The sequence below is a fragment of the Aminobacter carboxidus genome, from assembly GCF_014863355.1.
GTDB classification, from domain to species: Bacteria; Pseudomonadota; Alphaproteobacteria; order Rhizobiales; family Rhizobiaceae; genus Aminobacter; species Aminobacter carboxidus.
On record NZ_JACZEP010000001.1, the window covers coordinates 619,462 to 634,815 of the forward strand.

19 protein-coding genes are annotated in these 15,354 nt (G+C 64.7%); 14 read left to right on the forward strand and 5 right to left on the reverse strand.

Annotated features, from left to right (window positions below):
- The first annotated feature begins 152 nt into the window (after positions 1–152).
- On the forward strand, positions 153–602 hold the full coding sequence (locus tag IHE39_RS02925; RefSeq protein WP_192565449.1) for a DNA polymerase III subunit chi: 450 nt from the start codon (positions 153–155) through the stop codon (positions 600–602).
- A gap of 76 nt (positions 603–678) precedes the next feature.
- Here the strand turns inward: IHE39_RS02925 and IHE39_RS02930 are convergent, their stop codons facing one another.
- Positions 679–882: a hypothetical protein gene (locus tag IHE39_RS02930; RefSeq protein WP_184773785.1), complete on the reverse strand. Its 204-nt coding sequence runs from the start codon at positions 880–882 to the stop codon at positions 679–681.
- Between the two features lie 87 nt (positions 883–969).
- Between IHE39_RS02930 and IHE39_RS02935 the strand changes: the two genes are divergently transcribed.
- The 5 genes from IHE39_RS02935 (at position 970) to IHE39_RS02955 (ending at position 4,435) form a co-directional block, all read left to right on the forward strand.
- Positions 970–1,620 carry a hypothetical protein gene (locus IHE39_RS02935; protein WP_184773783.1) on the forward strand — a complete coding sequence of 217 codons (651 nt, stop codon included), beginning with the start codon at positions 970–972 and terminating at the stop codon, positions 1,618–1,620.
- A complete protein-coding gene (locus IHE39_RS02940; protein WP_184773781.1) occupies positions 1,617–2,477 on the forward strand; it encodes a 23S rRNA (adenine(2030)-N(6))-methyltransferase RlmJ in 861 nt (286 codons plus the stop codon). The genes IHE39_RS02935 and IHE39_RS02940 overlap by 4 nt, the downstream gene beginning before the upstream one ends.
- A 53-nt stretch (positions 2,478–2,530) precedes the next feature.
- A complete protein-coding gene (locus IHE39_RS02945; protein ID WP_184773779.1) occupies positions 2,531–2,974 on the forward strand; it encodes a hypothetical protein in 444 nt (147 codons plus the stop codon).
- 16 nt (positions 2,975–2,990) lie between these two features.
- Positions 2,991–3,704: a ribonuclease T2 family protein gene (locus IHE39_RS02950; RefSeq protein ID WP_184773777.1), complete on the forward strand. Its 714-nt coding sequence runs from the start codon at positions 2,991–2,993 to the stop codon at positions 3,702–3,704.
- A gap of 131 nt (positions 3,705–3,835) precedes the next feature.
- Positions 3,836–4,435, forward strand: coding sequence for a glutathione S-transferase (locus tag IHE39_RS02955; RefSeq protein WP_184773775.1), 600 nt, complete (start codon positions 3,836–3,838; stop codon positions 4,433–4,435).
- Between the two features lie 46 nt (positions 4,436–4,481).
- Here IHE39_RS02955 and IHE39_RS02960 read toward each other — a convergent pair whose 3' ends face one another.
- On the reverse strand, positions 4,482–5,357 hold the full coding sequence (locus IHE39_RS02960) for an alpha-1,2-fucosyltransferase (RefSeq protein ID WP_184773773.1): 876 nt from the start codon (positions 5,355–5,357) through the stop codon (positions 4,482–4,484).
- A 926-nt stretch (positions 5,358–6,283) separates the two neighbouring features.
- Between IHE39_RS02960 and IHE39_RS02965 the strand changes: the two genes are divergently transcribed.
- Positions 6,284–7,018: an FkbM family methyltransferase gene (locus IHE39_RS02965; protein WP_184768629.1), complete on the forward strand. Its 735-nt coding sequence runs from the start codon at positions 6,284–6,286 to the stop codon at positions 7,016–7,018.
- Positions 7,019–7,103: 85 nt separating this feature from the next.
- Here IHE39_RS02965 and IHE39_RS02970 read toward each other — a convergent pair whose 3' ends face one another.
- Positions 7,104–7,763 carry an outer membrane protein gene (locus IHE39_RS02970; RefSeq protein WP_184768630.1) on the reverse strand — a complete coding sequence of 220 codons (660 nt, stop codon included), beginning with the start codon at positions 7,761–7,763 and terminating at the stop codon, positions 7,104–7,106.
- A 417-nt stretch (positions 7,764–8,180) separates the two neighbouring features.
- Between IHE39_RS02970 and IHE39_RS02975 the strand changes: the two genes are divergently transcribed.
- The 6 genes from IHE39_RS02975 (at position 8,181) to IHE39_RS03000 (ending at position 13,398) form a co-directional block, all read left to right on the forward strand.
- Entirely contained in the window at positions 8,181–8,945 is a 765-nt protein-coding gene (locus IHE39_RS02975; protein WP_192565450.1) for an SDR family oxidoreductase, read from the forward strand.
- Positions 8,942–11,023 carry an excinuclease ABC subunit UvrC gene (gene uvrC / locus IHE39_RS02980; protein ID WP_192565451.1) on the forward strand — a complete coding sequence of 694 codons (2,082 nt, stop codon included), beginning with the start codon at positions 8,942–8,944 and terminating at the stop codon, positions 11,021–11,023. The genes IHE39_RS02975 and uvrC overlap by 4 nt, the downstream gene beginning before the upstream one ends.
- A 104-nt stretch (positions 11,024–11,127) precedes the next feature.
- Positions 11,128–11,724, forward strand: coding sequence for a CDP-diacylglycerol--glycerol-3-phosphate 3-phosphatidyltransferase (gene pgsA / locus IHE39_RS02985; protein WP_115732827.1), 597 nt, complete (start codon positions 11,128–11,130; stop codon positions 11,722–11,724).
- 4 nt (positions 11,725–11,728) lie between these two features.
- Positions 11,729–11,983 carry a molybdopterin converting factor subunit 1 gene (moaD, locus tag IHE39_RS02990; protein WP_115732826.1) on the forward strand — a complete coding sequence of 85 codons (255 nt, stop codon included), beginning with the start codon at positions 11,729–11,731 and terminating at the stop codon, positions 11,981–11,983.
- Between the two features lie 5 nt (positions 11,984–11,988).
- Positions 11,989–12,456: a molybdenum cofactor biosynthesis protein MoaE gene (locus IHE39_RS02995; protein ID WP_192565452.1), complete on the forward strand. Its 468-nt coding sequence runs from the start codon at positions 11,989–11,991 to the stop codon at positions 12,454–12,456.
- A gap of 174 nt (positions 12,457–12,630) precedes the next feature.
- A complete protein-coding gene (locus IHE39_RS03000) occupies positions 12,631–13,398 on the forward strand; it encodes a YbaY family lipoprotein (protein WP_192565453.1) in 768 nt (255 codons plus the stop codon).
- A 155-nt stretch (positions 13,399–13,553) separates the two neighbouring features.
- Here IHE39_RS03000 and ndk read toward each other — a convergent pair whose 3' ends face one another.
- Together ndk and IHE39_RS03010 are read right to left on the reverse strand one after the other, a co-directional pair.
- A complete protein-coding gene (ndk, locus tag IHE39_RS03005; RefSeq protein ID WP_067964005.1) occupies positions 13,554–13,976 on the reverse strand; it encodes a nucleoside-diphosphate kinase in 423 nt (140 codons plus the stop codon).
- Between the two features lie 74 nt (positions 13,977–14,050).
- A complete protein-coding gene (locus tag IHE39_RS03010) occupies positions 14,051–14,743 on the reverse strand; it encodes a glutathione S-transferase family protein (RefSeq protein WP_192565454.1) in 693 nt (230 codons plus the stop codon).
- Between the two features lie 62 nt (positions 14,744–14,805).
- Here IHE39_RS03010 and IHE39_RS03015 point away from each other — a divergent pair, with 62 nt between their 5' ends.
- Entirely contained in the window at positions 14,806–15,318 is a 513-nt protein-coding gene (locus tag IHE39_RS03015) for a DinB family protein (protein WP_192565455.1), read from the forward strand.
- Positions 15,319–15,354: the final 36 nt, after the last annotated feature.

Consider the following 15,354-nt stretch of genomic DNA (forward strand, 5'->3'; position numbering starts at 1 on the left):
GCTAGATAAATCCGCCCCGGCGGCCATCTGAAGCAGTTTTCTCCGCTCCTGATCTCACGGACCACGTGTCCGCTGCGCTGCGGTTCTCGAAAACCACTCCATATGGCGCGCCGGGCCGAATTTCTCCAAGCCTCCGGGACAGCAACTGAGTTATGGCCGAAGTCCTTTTTTACCATCTGACCGAATCGACGCTTGAGGATGCCTTGCCGGGCCTGCTCGAGCGCAGCCTGCAGAAAGGCTGGAAGGCTGTGGTGCAGACCGGCAGCGAAGAGCGACGCGACGCACTCGACCAGCATTTGTGGACATTCCGCGACGATTCGTTCCTGGCGCACGGCAGCGACCGCGAAGCCCATGCCGTCGATCAGCCGGTGGTGCTGACGGTGACAGAGGGCAACCCCAACGCCGCCGAGATCCGCTTCCTTGTCGACGGCGCATCGCCGCCCGACATCGCGCCTTATCAGCGCGCCGTCTTCCTGTTCGACGGCCATGATGCGGCACAGCTGGAGGGCGCGCGCGAACACTGGAAGACGATGAAGGCCGCCGGGCACGCGGTGACCTACTGGCAGCAGACGCCCGACCGGCGCTGGGAGCGCAAGGCCTGACCCGTTGCGCAACGGAACGACGCTGCGCACCGAAACGGCCGCCGCGCCCTGCCAAGCCTGTTGGGTCGACCGCAGGCTATGCCAGGGGCGCGTCGGCGGTGACGTCGATGACGCGCAATTGCGGCGCGACTTTCCCCATGTGGCTGCGGTCGGCGCAGTCTTCGAGTTTGGCAGGACCTTCGGCCTCGACATGCCGCTGGAACGGGAAGTTGCCGGCAATGGCCGGCCCGGCCTTTCCGGCATGGCGCAAAAGCCGTAGTAGGGGAGCGTCGTCCGTCAAGGGCGGTTGCTGTTTCCGGCCCGACTTCCAGGCGACATAGACTTCCAAGCGGCACAGACTTCCAAGCGACATAGAGTTTCGAGCGTCATGCGGTTCCTGTTTCTGATCATCCTGCTTGCCGGCACCGGTCTCGGTATCCTCTACCCCTGGGCGGCGACCAATTTTGCCGGTCGCGAGATCGGCACCTACCGCGCCTATGACCGGTCAGGCGGCTATCGCCCGGTCGAGGTCGCGCTGGCGTCGAGCGATGCGCCGGTGCGCGTGCTGGTGGATCTGACCACGCTGGCGCCGCCGCAGGTCAATCCGGCAAGTGCCGTGCTGACCATCACCGCCTCGACGCGCGGCCAGACCGTGCTGGCCGAGGCGCTGAATTTCTACGACACCACCCCGCGCGAGCGCAGCCCGCAGCTGCCCGACCCGGTGTTCCGCGACGATGCCGGGCTGATCCGCGAAGTCCAGCCGGGAAGCTATCGCTTCGTCATCGAGCAGGGCGATGCCGACAACATCCAGATCCAGCGCGTCGATCTCATATTGCGTTCGGGCGGCCTCGAGGTCGACGAGCGCGCCCAGCCGATCGGGTTGTCGCTGCTGGCCGTTGGCTTCGTCGGCCTGGTGCTGTCTTTGCGCCGCAAAAAGGACAGCCGGCCCGACAATCCAAATTCCCAGGCGCCCAATTCGCAGCAGCCAAATTCTCGGCAGCCTGCGCCGCGCTGGGGCAGGGACGCCGACAAGTCATGAACTATCGCCACGCCTATCATGCCGGGAATTTTGCCGACGTGGTCAAGCACGCCGTGCTCGCCCGGCTGGTCGAATATCTCAAGCGCAAGGACAAGGCGTTTCGCGTCATCGACACCCATGCCGGCATCGGGCTCTACGACCTCGGATCGGCAGAGGCCGAAAAGACAGGCGAGTGGCATGACGGCATCGGCCGCCTGATCGAGGCCCAATTGCCTGTCGATGCCGCGGCATTGCTGGCGCCCTATCTCGACGCCGTCAGGGCGGTCAATGCCGAGGGCCGGATCGAGCGCTATCCCGGCTCGCCTGTCATCGCGCGGCATCTCATGCGCAAGCAGGACCGCCTCTCGGCGATCGAACTGCACCCCGAGGACGCAAGGACGCTGGCCCAGCAGTTCGAAGGCGACTTCCAGACCCGGGTCACCGAACTCGACGGCTGGCTGGCGCTGGGCGCGCATCTGCCGCCCAAGGAAAAGCGCGGGCTGGTGCTCGTCGATCCGCCCTTCGAGATCGGCGGCGAGTTCGACCGGCTGGTCGACGGGCTGAAGAAGGCGCACCGGCGCTGGCCGGGCGGCATCTTCGCCTTGTGGTATCCGGTCAAGGACCGCAAGGCGGTGGCGGCGTTCCGCACAGCGCTCGCCGACGCTGCCATCCCCAAGATCATGGACATCGAATTCTACATCCGCCAGCCCTCGGCCGAGCCCAGGCTCGACGGCACCGGCATGGTGGTGGTCAACCCGCCCTACCAGCTGGAGGCCGAGCTTAAGACCATGCTGCCGGCGCTCGGCAAGCTGCTGGCCGAAGGGCCTGGCGCGCGCTGGTCGGTCGAGTGGCTTGCAGGTGAAGCCGCGGCTGCTTGACCGCAAGGCGGCGAAACCGCAAACTGCGCGACACAAGCCTTGGAGTGGGAACCATGAGTCGCGTCGCCAGCACCATCTTTGCCGCCATGATCGGCCTCGGAGCGGCCCTGTCGGGCGCGGGCTCTGCGCAGGCAGCCGACCTTTCGGTCGGCGCCGACTATTCCGATCCGGGCATCTGCGGCAATGCGGCGGTGCTCAACCGCATCACCAGCCGCTTCAGCTACCAGGTTCGCCACGTGCCGAACCTTCCGCAGGTCGCCATCACCGATTTCCAGCGCATCCATGAACACCGCTACGAGCCGGCCGATGAGAGCCATCCGATCGGCCGCCGTTATTGCGGCGCGACCGTGGTTCTTTCTGACGGCGCCGACCGCGACATCTGGTACCTGATCGAGGAAGGCATGGGCTTTGCCTCGATCGGCGACAATGTCGAGTTCTGCGTCTCGGGCTTCGACCGCTGGTATGTCTATAACGGCCGCTGCCGCGTCCTGCGCTGAGGCCGGCTCGGCTGACATGATCCGCAACGTCCTGAGGGTCGCGCTGACAAGTGCGGCCTTTGCCTTGTTGGCCGCCTGTGCGCCGGCCGAGCAGTCGCAGCCCTCCGACAAGACATCGACCGAAACCAAGCAGGCGGCCGCGGTCGTCCCGCGCGGCGAGGGCTTCGACTTCTACGTCCTGGCTCTGTCGTGGTCGCCGAGCTATTGCGAGGCCGAGGGCGAGCAGGCCAATGGCCAGCAATGCCGCGCCGGCCGCCCCTATGGCTTCGTCGTGCATGGGCTGTGGCCGCAATATGAGCGCGGCTTTCCCGAGAGCTGCCCGACCGGCAACAGCGACGTTTCGAGCGACAGGCTGCGCAGCCTCTACGACCTGATACCCTCGGCCGGCCTGATCCGCCACCAGTGGCGCAAGCACGGCAGCTGCAGCGGGCTCGGCCAGGACGACTATTTCAAGGTGCTGCGGGCGGCCCGCGAGAAGATCGAAATTCCAAAGGAATTCAAGAGCCTGGAGAGCTATCGCACGCTGTCGCCCGATCAGGCCGAGCGTGCCTTCCTGCAGTCCAATCCTCAGATGTCGGCCGCTTCGGTCGCGGTGACCTGCGACCGGCGCTTACTGCGCGAGGTGCGCATCTGCATGGGCAAGGATCTCGCTTTCCGCGCCTGTCCCGAGATCGACCGCCGCAGCTGCCGCCTCGACAGGGTGGTGATGCCGCCGGTGCGTGCCCGCTGATTTTGCCAGCGGCGTGCTCTGCCGGCCGCCTGAATCTGCCGCCCGATGGTTCTGTTGGCCACTGATTCTACCGGCACCGTGTTGCCGCGGCAGCGCGTGCTGCTATGGTCGCCGGCGCAAAGGGGACCTCCATGCCGAAACTCTTCTATTCTCCCGCTTCGCCCTACAGCGGCAAGGTCCGCATGGCGGCCGCTTACGTTGGCATCGCGGTCGAATCCGTCACCGTCGAAACCGGGCCGCAGCCGGCGCTTTTGACCGACGTCAATCCGCTCGGCAAGATCCCGGTCTGGATCACCGACGACGGGCAGAGCATCTATGACAGCCGCGTCATCACCCAGTATCTGAACCGGCTTTCCGGCAACAAGCTGTTCCCGCGCAATGCCGAAAAGCGCCTCGATGCCGAACGTCTGGAGGCACTGGCCGACGGCATCTGCGATTGCCTCTTGGCGATCGTCTACGAACGCCGCGCTCGTCCCGAGGAGATCGTCCACCAGCCCTGGATCGACAAGCAGTGGACCAAGGCGACGCGCGCGCTCGACCTGCTCAACGCCAACCCGCCGAAGCTGCCCAAGGCGATCAGCGCAGGCCAGATCGCGCTCAGGGCGGCGATCGGCTATCTCGACCTGCGCTTTGCCGGCAAGTGGGAGAAGGGTCGCCCGCGCCTCAAGCGCTGGGCCGCCCGCTTCGACGAGAAGTTCCCGGAGCTCAAGGCGATCATCCCGCAAGGCTGACGTGCCGCCGGGTCGGCTTCCGGTCGCCTCTGCTCGGGCCTGGCGCTCAGGCCTGGTTGGACAGCTTCAGCCAGCTCTCGGGCAGGATGTCGGGATTGCTGGCGGACGGATCGGCAAACCACGACGCCGGCCCGATGACGATCTTGTCGGGCGCCGGGTTGAGCCAGGCGCCCCACCAGGAAAAGCTGGAATTGGCGATGATGTGATGGCGGCAGGCGCTCATCAGGCGCATGTCCTCATAGTCGGCGTCGCGGCCATTATGGCCCATCACCCGTTTCTCCACCGGGAAGGAGAGGTTGTCGCGGGCCCAACCGGGATCGTCGGAGAAGACGTAGATGACGGGCTCTTGCGGCATCTTCGAGGCCATCAGATCGACGGCCTTTGCGTAATATTGCTGCGAGCAGGCGGCAAACAGCGCCTGGTTTTCCGGCAAAAGATAGTCGCCGCGCCGGACATGCAGCGAGATCGCCGGACAGGCGGCGATGTCGGCGAGGTGCCTGGCGTTTTCGGCGCTGGGCGGCGTGACGATGCGCAGATCGTTGCGGATCGTGTCGATGCAGTCGGCGAAATAGCGCTCAGACTGCCAGTAGCCGTCGAGCCAGAGATTGCTGCGCGGGGTGAGCATCGTCGCGTCGAAACCGAGGCCGTTCTCCTTGACGCGATGCGGGAACCGCCCCGATGCGTGCCAGAGATAATAACGCAGCCGCTCCTGCCTCCGCCGCGGCGGCAGCGTGCCGGCGGTCACGGCCGGACCGATGTTGAAATGGCCGAGCCGGAAGGTGACCGAAGCCGACGCCTCGAACCACCTGGTGTCGAGCAGCAGCGCGCTCTGGCTGCGCAGCGCCATGGCACGTCCCATGGCGAACTGGAACATCTGGTTGCCCAGGCCGGCATAGATCGTGCTGACGATGTGCCGTGTCATGTGTATTGGCCGATGCAAATCATGCCGCTTAGTGCCAGCGGCGGCAGCGGAAATCAAATTCGAAGCGGCTGCGACGGAGCTGCGCTCCTGTTCCGCCCTAGGATGACGAAGGGGTGGGGGCGTCGCCGCCGATTGCCGAGCGCCGTCTCCCCACTTCGTCGCCGAGCGATGTCTCTCGACTTCGTCATCCTCGGGCTTGACCCTAGGATCCATGCCGTGAGGGTGAGGAATGCGGAGAGGGCAGAAGAAAGAGCACTTGTTTGCTCGCCTGAACACAGTTGCCATGCCGTGAGGGTGAGGAGCGTGATGCGGGTGAAGAAAGAGCAGGCCTGAACCGCCTGTGCGCTGCCGCAAGGTCACGGCATGGATCCCAGGGTCTCCGCGTCGCTGCGCTCCTGCTCCGCCCTAGGATGACGAAGCGAAGAGGCCGCTCGCGGCAACCGGCTCACCACCTAAGCCCGCGACGATGCCCCCGCCCTTCGTCATCCTAGGGCGAAGCAGGAGCGAAGCTCCGTCGCGGCGACCCTAGGATCCATGCCGTGAAGGTGAGGAATGCGGAGAGGGCAGAAGAAGGATCAACTGTTTGCTCGCTTGAACACAGTTGCCATGCCGTGAGGGCGAGGAAATGTGGGACGGTGCAGAAAGAGGCCGCGTTCTTGACCGCTTGAGCCCGGCTGCAAGGTCACGGCATGGATCCCAGGGTCTCCGCGACGGAGCTGCGCTCCTGCTCCGCCCTAGGATGACGAAGGACGGGGGGCGTCCGTGTCGGCCAAATGACGGTTCGGACAATCCGCAAGCGCGGGAAGGGGGCCACCGACCAGCTTCTGCACAGCCGTCTCGCCGCCGCCGTATCCAACCGGCAAGGTCTCGTCTAATGGGCGATCGAGGCAGGCGTTGTAATGTCGCCGGCCAGCACAGGGGCAACAATGTTCCGACAGTTACTCGGCCAGTTTGGTGTTCTCGAAAGGCCCCGCGAGCCGCTGGTGCTGCTGCGCGAAGGTTTGTGCGCGCGCCTCGGGCTGAAGACGGCGATCCATGTCGGGGCCCATTATGGCGAGGAGCGTGAGGCTTATGAGGCGCTCGGGCTGACCGATGTGTTGTGGGTCGAAGCCTCGACAGGCGTCTACAGGGAACTCCTCGAGCGCCTGGCAAAGCCTAGCGGACACGGAACGCGCCATGTCGCGGTGAATTCGTTTGCCTCCGACAAGGCAGGCGACGAGGTCGTGCTGCGCCAGTTCAGCAATGAGGGGGCGTCGAGCTCGATCTTTGCGGCGACGGATCTGTTTCGGCAGACATGGCCGGAGGTCGGCGAAACCGGCGGCTCGGAAGAGGTCGGCACCGACACGCTCGACCACATCGCCATGGTCAACGGCTTTGACAACGCCGACCTGGTGGCTGCCGACGTGCAGGGTGCGGAACTGATGGTGCTGAAGGGCGCAACCGGCCTGCTGGCGCAAGCCAAGGCGGTGATCGTCGAAGTGTCCCTACAGCGCTTCTATGACGGCGGCGTGCTGCAGCCGGAGCTACGTCAGTTCCTCAGGCAGCATGGCTTCATCGAAGTCCGGCGGCCGCCCAACCATGGCGACCAGCTGTTCCTGCGCAAGAGCCTGTTCGGCCCCATCCGCCGCTTCAGCGACAGCATCAGGGAGCGTCGCGGCTAGAGGAAACGACGCCCCGCCGGGAAAAAAAGACTACAAAAAAGCCGGGCGCGAGCCCGGCTTTTTCGTGTGTGCTGATCCCCAGGGATCAGAACTTCATACCGACGCCGAACTGGATGCGGTGATCCTTGTTCGAGATCTCGGTGTTGCCTGCGCCGAGGGCGAAGGTGTCGGTGCCGAGGTCGGTGTAGCGGTACTCGACGCGGCCGAAGACCTGTTCGGTGAGCTTGACGTCGGTGCCGACGCCGGCAGTCCAGCCGAGCATGGTGTTCTTGTCTTCGATGCCGCCCTGCGTTGCCTTGACCTGTGCGCCAGCGCCACCAGCGGTAGCGTAGAGCAGGATGTCAGGGGTCACGACATAGCCGAGACGGGCGCGCAGCGAGCCTTCGAAGCCGTTCTTGACCGAGGTGCCGGCGTTGTCGCCTTCGACACCGCTGTAGCCGAGGTCGCCTTCAGCGCCGAGGACGAAGTTTTCCATCTGGTAGTTGTAACCAGCGAAAGCGCCGCCGAGGAAGCCGCTGGTGCTGATCTTGTTGCCGGCAGCGTCAGCTTCGCCGCTGAAGCCGTAGCCGAGCGTCACACCGGCATAGGGGCCGGACCAGGTGTTGACCGGCGGCTGTTCCATCGGCGCGGCAGGTGCCGGCGGCTCTTCCATGACGACGTCGGCAGCGAACGAAGGCATCGAAGCCAGCGCGACCAGGCCGAACGCCGCTGCAAGCGGACGAGCGTGCTTGAGAATGGCAGTCATTGTTTTACTCCTTAAGCCAACTACACACTGGCTCTTTTTTAACTGGCGCCCCTAGCCCGTCCGGGGGGAGAAACGGGCTGGGCGCCGAACAGTTCCGAATGTCGTGTCGAAATGCGGCTGAACCGAACCTGAAGTTGGGTGATTGCCCGGCGCAAATGAGGCTGAAGCGTGACGTTGCATGCGTGCAACAGCCGTGTCAGGAGCTTTGCCAGCCATTTGCCTGAAGCCGCTTGGTACAAGGGGTTGGGCGTTCTATATCTCGCATGCCGGCCTGCTTCGCCGGCAGGTTTTCGGGCGGTATCGTTGGCATTCGCCACATTGCCGCCAGATCGATGAACGGCTTTTTACAGAGGTTACCAAGAGGTAGCCGAAGCCTGGCTTTGCGGAAGCTGGCGGATAGCAGGAGAGGACGACTGGATGGCTGACATGGCAGGCAACGTGCTGGTGACGGGTGGGGCCAAGCGCATCGGCCGCGCCATCGTCGAAGACCTTGCCGCGCATGGCTTTGGCGTTGCCATCCATTGCAACCATGCGCGCAAGGCCGCCGACGATCTCGCCGCCACCATCAATGCCGGCGGCGGCAGGGCCGTCGTCGTCGAGGCCGACCTCGCCGACATGGCTGATGTGGACGGCCTTGTCGCCGATGCCACAGCCAGGCTCGGGCCGATCTCGCTGCTGGTCAACAATGCGTCGGCCTTCGAAGTCGATTCGGTCACCGATTTCGGCTGGGAGGTGTGGGACAGGCATTTCGCCCTGCATGTGAAGACGCCGGCACTGCTGGCCAAGAATTTCGCCGCGGCACTGCCCGAGGGCGCCGAAGGCCTGATCGTCAACATGATCGACCAGCGCGTGCTCAAGCCGACGCCGCAATATTTCTCCTATTCGCTGTCGAAGGCGGCGATGTGGGCGGCGACAAGGACGATGGCGCAGGCGCTGGCGCCTAGGATTCGCGTCAATGCCATCGGACCCGGCCCGACGCTGCCGAGCTCGCGCCAGGATGCCGCCGCCTTTGCAGCCCAGCTCGACGGGCTGATCCTCAAGCACGGGCCGGCGCTGGCCGAATTCGGCGCGACGATCCGCTATCTCTGGCAGTCGCGGTCGGTGACCGGCCAGATGATCGCGCTGGACGGCGGACAGCATCTTGCCTGGCAGACGCCCGACGTGACAGGCATTGTGGAATGAGTCCACGCCATTCCGATACCGGCACCGGCCTCCGCAAGGGCGGCAAGGCTGCCGAAGACATGCCCGACGCCGAACTCGATGACGACGAGGCGGCGGAAGAGATCGTCGTCTCGGCCGGTCCGGACCTGCCTTTCACCGCCATAGACTGGACCGCGCATGCCGGCGACGCCGACGGCATGGTCGGCGCCGAGGTGATCCAGACGCTGGTCAAGCGGCTGCCCAATGCGCCCGGTGTCTACCGCATGATGAATGCCGCCGGCGACGTGCTGTATGTCGGCAAGGCGCGCAGCCTCAAGAAGCGCGTCACCAACTATGCGCAGGGGCGCTTCCACACCAACCGCATCGGCAAGATGGTGCGCGAGACGGCGACGATGGAGTTCGTCGTCACCCGCACCGAGATCGAGGCGCTGCTGCTCGAAGCAAACCTGATCAAGCGCCTCAGGCCGCGCTTCAACGTCTTGATGCGCGACGACAAGTCGTTCCCCTACATCATGCTGACCAGCGACCACACCGCGCCCGGCATCTACAAGCATCGCGGCGCGCGCTCACGCAAGGGCGGCGACTATTTCGGGCCGTTCGCCTCGGCGCAGGCGGTCGGCCGCACCATCAACTCGCTGCAGCGCGCCTTCCTGCTGCGCAGCTGTACCGACTCGTTCTTCGACAACCGCACCCGGCCGTGCCTGCTGTTCCAGATAAAGCGTTGTGCGGCCCCTTGCACCGGCGAGATTTCGCGCGAGGGTTATGACGAGCTGGTGCAGGAGGCCAAGGACTTCCTCTCCGGCCGCAGCCAGAAGGTGAAGACCGAGATTTCGGGCCAGATGCAGCAGGCGGCCGAGGATCTCGATTTCGAGCGCGCCGCCGTCTATCGCGACCGCCTGGCGGCGCTGTCGCATGTGCAGAGCCATCAGGGCATCAACCCGCAGACCATCGACGAGGCCGATGTCTTCGCCATCCATCAGGAGGGCGGGCAGACCGGCATCCAGGTGTTCTTCTTCCGCACCGGCCAGAACTGGGGTAACCGCGCCTATTTCCCCAAGGCCGACCCGTCGCTGGAAGCAGCCGAAGTGCTCGGCTCGTTCCTGGCCCAGTTCTATGACGACAAGCCGTCGCCGCGGGCGATCCTTCTGTCGCATGCCGTCGAGGAGCAGCAACTGCTCGCCGAAGCACTTTCCACCCGCGCCGGCCACAAGGTGGCGATCTCGGTGCCGCAGCGCGGCGAGAAGAAGGACATCGTCGACCACGCCGTGCAGAACGCCCGCGAGGCGCTCGGCCGCAGGCTGGCGGAAACGTCGACCCAGGCGCGGCTGCTCGAAGGCTTTGCCCAGACCTTCGGGCTGGACAAGCCGCCGGTGCGCATCGAGGTCTACGACAACTCGCACATCATGGGCACCAATGCCGTCGGCGGCATGGTGGTCGCCGGCCCCGAAGGCTTCGTCAAGAACCAGTACCGCAAGTTCAACATCCGCTCGACCGACATCACCCCCGGCGACGACTTCGGCATGATGCGCGAAGTGATGACGCGCCGCTTTTCGCGCCTGCTCAAGGAGCATGGCGGCGACCAGCCGGTGGAAGCGGCCGCCATGGATCAGGATGCGGATATCGAGGATGCAGGGGCGTTTCCGGCATGGCCCGACGTCATCCTGATCGACGGCGGCCAGGGCCAGATGACGGCGGTGCGCGCCATGCTGGCCGAGCTCGGCATCGAGGACCGCGTCATTGCCATCGGCGTCGCCAAGGGCCAGGACCGCGAGGCGGGCCGCGAGCGTTTCTTCGTCAGGGGCAAGGATTCGTTCTCGCTGCCGGTGCGCGACCCCGTGCTCTATTTCGTCCAGCGCCTGCGCGACGAGGCGCACCGCTTCGCCATCGGTTCGCACCGGGCACGGCGCAAGAAGGAGATGGTCAAGAACCCGCTCGACGAGATCGGCGGCATCGGGCCGAGTCGCAAGCGCGCGCTGCTTCTGGCCTTCGGCACCGCAAAGGCGGTGAGCCGGGCGGCTGTCGACGACCTGATGGCCGTCGAGGGCATCTCGGAATCGATCGCGCGCCTTGTTTACAACCATTTTCACGATAATGGGTGATCATGAGAATTGTCGTCCGGCGTCCGCTCGGGCTATCGATAGACAGTTGACCCCCACGCCCCCGTTCTGATTTCACTACGGCAGACGAAAGAGCATAAGAGACCATGGCCCAGCGCGCATTCAATCTGCCCAACATGCTGACCTACGCGCGCATCGTGGCCGTGCCGCTGGTCGTATTGTGCTTCTTCCTCGAGGGCACGTTGAAGTCGAGCGACTTCGCCCGCTGGAGCGCGCTCGTCATCTTCATCGCCGCCAGCGTCACCGACTATCTCGACGGCTACCTGGCGCGCGCCTGGAAGCAGACCTCGAATATCGGCCGCATGCTCGATCCGATCGCCGACAAGCTGCTTGTCGCCACCTGCCTGCTGTTGCTTGCCGCCGATACCGACCATCGCGGCGGCATCGCCGGCTGGTCGCTATGGGCGGCGATCATCATCCTGTGCCGCGAGATCCTGGTCTCGGGCCTGCGTGAATATCTCGCCGCGCTGAAGGTCAGCGTGCCGGTGACCCAGCTTGCCAAGTGGAAGACGGCGATCCAGATGGTGGCCATCGCCTTCCTGCTCGCCGGCCCGGCCGGCGACAAGGTCTTCCCGCTGACCACCCAGGTCGGCCTCGTGCTGTTGTGGATCGCAGCCCTGGTGACGCTCTATACCGGCTACGACTATTTCCGCGCCGGCCTGAAGCACATCATGGACGAGTGAGACCATGACCAAGCTCATCTATTTCGCCTGGGTGCGCGAGCGGATCGGCAAGGCCGAGGAAGAGGTCGAGCTGCCCGCCGACGTCAAGACGGTGCGGGAGCTTTTGCTGTGGCTCAAGTCGCGCGGCGAGGAATTCGAAAGCGCCCTGCAGCACCCCGAGGTGATCCGGGTTGCGATCAACCAGGAGCATGTCGATCACCGCGAGCCGATCGGCGGCGCGCGTGAGATCGCGCTGTTTCCGCCGATGACGGGCGGCTGAAACAGATGGCCGTCGTGCCGATGGTGCGCATCCAGGCGACCGATTTCGACGTTGCCGCCGAGATCGCGCTGTTGACGCAGGGCAGAGCGGATGTCGGTGCGGTCGTCACCTTCACCGGTCTCTGCCGTGACGAGGCCGGCAGCCTGGCCGCGCTTGAACTCGAACATTATCCCGGCATGGCCGAAGCCGAGATCACGCGCATCGCCAACGAGGCGCTGGCGCGCTGGCCGCTGGCCGGCATCACCGCCATCCACCGCTTCGGCAAGATCAGGCCGGGCGAAAACATCGTGCTGGTCGTCGCTGCCTCCAGGCACCGGCAGGCCGCCTTCGAGGCGGCAAGCTTCCTGATGGACTATCTCAAGTCGCGCGCCCCGTTCTGGAAGAAGGAACACCTGATCGACGGCAGCGAGGGCAGCTGGGTCGACGCCAAGGAAAGCGACGACGCCGCCGCTGCCCGCTGGGCGAAGTCCTGATTGATAGCGGCCGCGATTGCTCACGGCGGCCATCGAGCCACCGTATTCCTTTGTCGTTTTGGCATTCGTGGTTTTGGCGTAGTTTTGGCGCTGATGCCCCGCGGCTTCGCGGCTTCGGGAACAGACGGACGGCGCCGCGCGCGCCTTGGCAACAACTGAAACGGGGAGGCTGCCTTGCTCGGCAAGCTCGCGGAATTTCTGATGTTCGGCTTCATGCCGCTGGTCGTCGGCATGCTCGCGGTTCCTGCCGTGGCAACGGCTGACGAGACCCTGGTCACCGGCGAGGTGCTCTATCGCGAGCGCATCGCCCTGCCTGCGAATGCGGTGCTTTCGGTGCAGCTTGCCGATGTCTCGCTCGCCGACGCGCCGGCCCGGATTCTCGGCGAGCAGAAGATCGATCCGGCAGGCCAGGTGCCGATCAGGTTTGCCATCCCCTTCGATCCCACCGCGATCAAGACCAACATGACCTACGCCTTGCAGGCCCGCATCAGCGTCGATGACCAGCTCTGGTTCATCAATGACGTCAGCCATACGCTCGATCCGCTGACGGCGGGACCACAGACGATCCAGGTCAAGATGGTCCGCCAGTCCGCCGCCACCGCGGAGGTCACGATTTTCGACCGCGACTGGGTGGCCGAGGACATCGACGGCGCGGCCGCGCATGACAAGGCCAAGCCGACGCTGCGCATCGGCACGGACGGCAAGGTGTCGGGTCGCGGCGGCTGCAACGGCTTCTTCGGCAGCGCCAAGGTCGACGGCGACAAGGTGGCCTTTGGCCAGATGGGCTCGACCGAGATGGCCTGCGAGCAGGCGGTGATGGACCAGGAGCACAGGTTCCACCAGGCGCTCGAGCGCGCTGCCAGCTTCAGGATCGTTGAGGGCAAGCTTGTGCTGGCCGACAGGGACGGCAAGGACATATTGCGTTTCGCCGCGGCAAGCTGATTGAATCAGTTTCGCCTGAAATGCCGCCAAGTCATTGAAATGTCTGGCGGGCAGGCAAGGCCAGCGGCAGAGAACCAAAGAAAAAGCCGGGGCGCTCGCACCCCGGCTTTTCGATTCTGGATCAGCGACTTGTCAGCCGCTGTTCGACGGCTGGATCAGCCGACGATTTCGGTGCCCGAGAACCAGTAGGCGATCTCTTCAGCGGCGGTCTCGGGAGCGTCCGAGCCGTGCACCGAGTTTTCGCCGATCGACAGGGCATGGACCTTGCGGATGGTGCCTTCGGCAGCGTTTGCCGGATTGGTGGCGCCCATCACTTCGCGGTTCTTGGCAATGGCGTTTTCGCCTTCGAGGACCTGGACGATCGTCGGAGCCGACGACATGAACTCGACCAGCTCGCCGAAGAAGGGGCGTTCCTTGTGGACGGCGTAGAAGCCTTCGGCCTCGCGACGGCTCATCCAGACGCGCTTCGAAGCGACGACGCGCAGGCCGGCGTCTTCGAGCATCTTGGTGATGGCGCCGGTCAGGTTGCGGCGGGTTGCGTCCGGCTTGATCATCGAAAATGTGCGTTCGATCGCCATGTCTGGTCCTTGTGATCTCTGGGATTTGCAGTGTGGCGGGGTCTATACAGGCCGCCCGCCGCATTGCCAAGGGGCTAGGCCGCCGCAGCCACGCGGGCAGCAAGGCCGCCATGCAGGGCAAGGCAGTGGCCAAACCAGGCAGCGACCGGGTCGGCGTCGTCGAGCAATCGGTAGGGCATGGCGATGCGTGCCCATTGCAGCGCGCCGAACACGATGTAGTCGGCAAACAGCGGACCGTCGCCGCCGACAAAGGGCTGGTAGGCAAGCATGCTGCGCAGCGGCTCGAGCGATGCCCTGAAGCTGGCGAGCCCGGCATCGCGCCCTGCCGTCACCTCTTCGAGCGTCTTGCCGAAACGCTGCTCCCGGCTGCCGCGGAAATAGGCGGCATTGGCCTCGTCCTGCATGGCGTGAAGGGCGGTCAGCGCGGCAGCACCGATATAGGGATGGATCGTCAGCTGCGACCAGCGCTCGACGAAGCGGGCATGGGCCTCGCCGCCGGCGCCGGCAAACAGCGACGGACGATCCGGATAGGCATGTTCGAGATAGAGCGCGATGGCGAAGGAATCGGCGACCACATGATCGCCGTCGCGGATGACAGGCACGGTTTTGGAAATGCCGCCTTCGACCGTTGCGACGTCGAGAAACCGCGTCGGCACGGTGCGGTATTCGAGCCCCTTATGCGCCAGCGCCATCGCCACCTTCCAGCAATGCGGGCTGAACGGGCGCGTCATATCGCTGCCGACGAGGTCGTAGAGGAGAATGGTCATTGGCGGCTGTTCCCGATGGGCTGTAGTAAGAATACGATTTTCGAAGCACTCAGGGATATCTGATGAAACAGCATTTCATGATGTTGGCCGCTTACAATCAATGGGCCAACGAGCGCATCTATGACGCAGCAGCCGAGCTCGAAACGCAAGACTATGAGCGCGACACCGGCGCCGTCTTCAAGTCGATGAAGGGAACGCTCAATCATCTGCTGGTCGGCGACCGTGTCTGGCTGAAGCGCTTCACCGGCGAGGGCGATGCGCCATCTCAGCTCGATGCGATCATCCATGCCGACTTCACCAGATTGCGCGCCGCGCGCCAGGCCGAGGACAGGCGCATTGTCGAGTGGATCGGCTCGCTCGCCGACAAGGCGTTCGCCGGTCGCTTCACCTACATGACCATCACCGACATGCGCACCATCTCGCAGCGGCTGGCGCCGGCCCTGATGCATCTTTTCAACCACCAGACGCATCATCGCGGCCAGGCGCACATGATCCTGACAGTTCTCGGGCGCCCATCCGTAGCTCTCGACCTGATCTATTTCCAGCGCACCGAAGACGGCAGGGCATTCGCTTGAAGTTGCATAAAATTTTATGCTTCCAGAAAACACAAT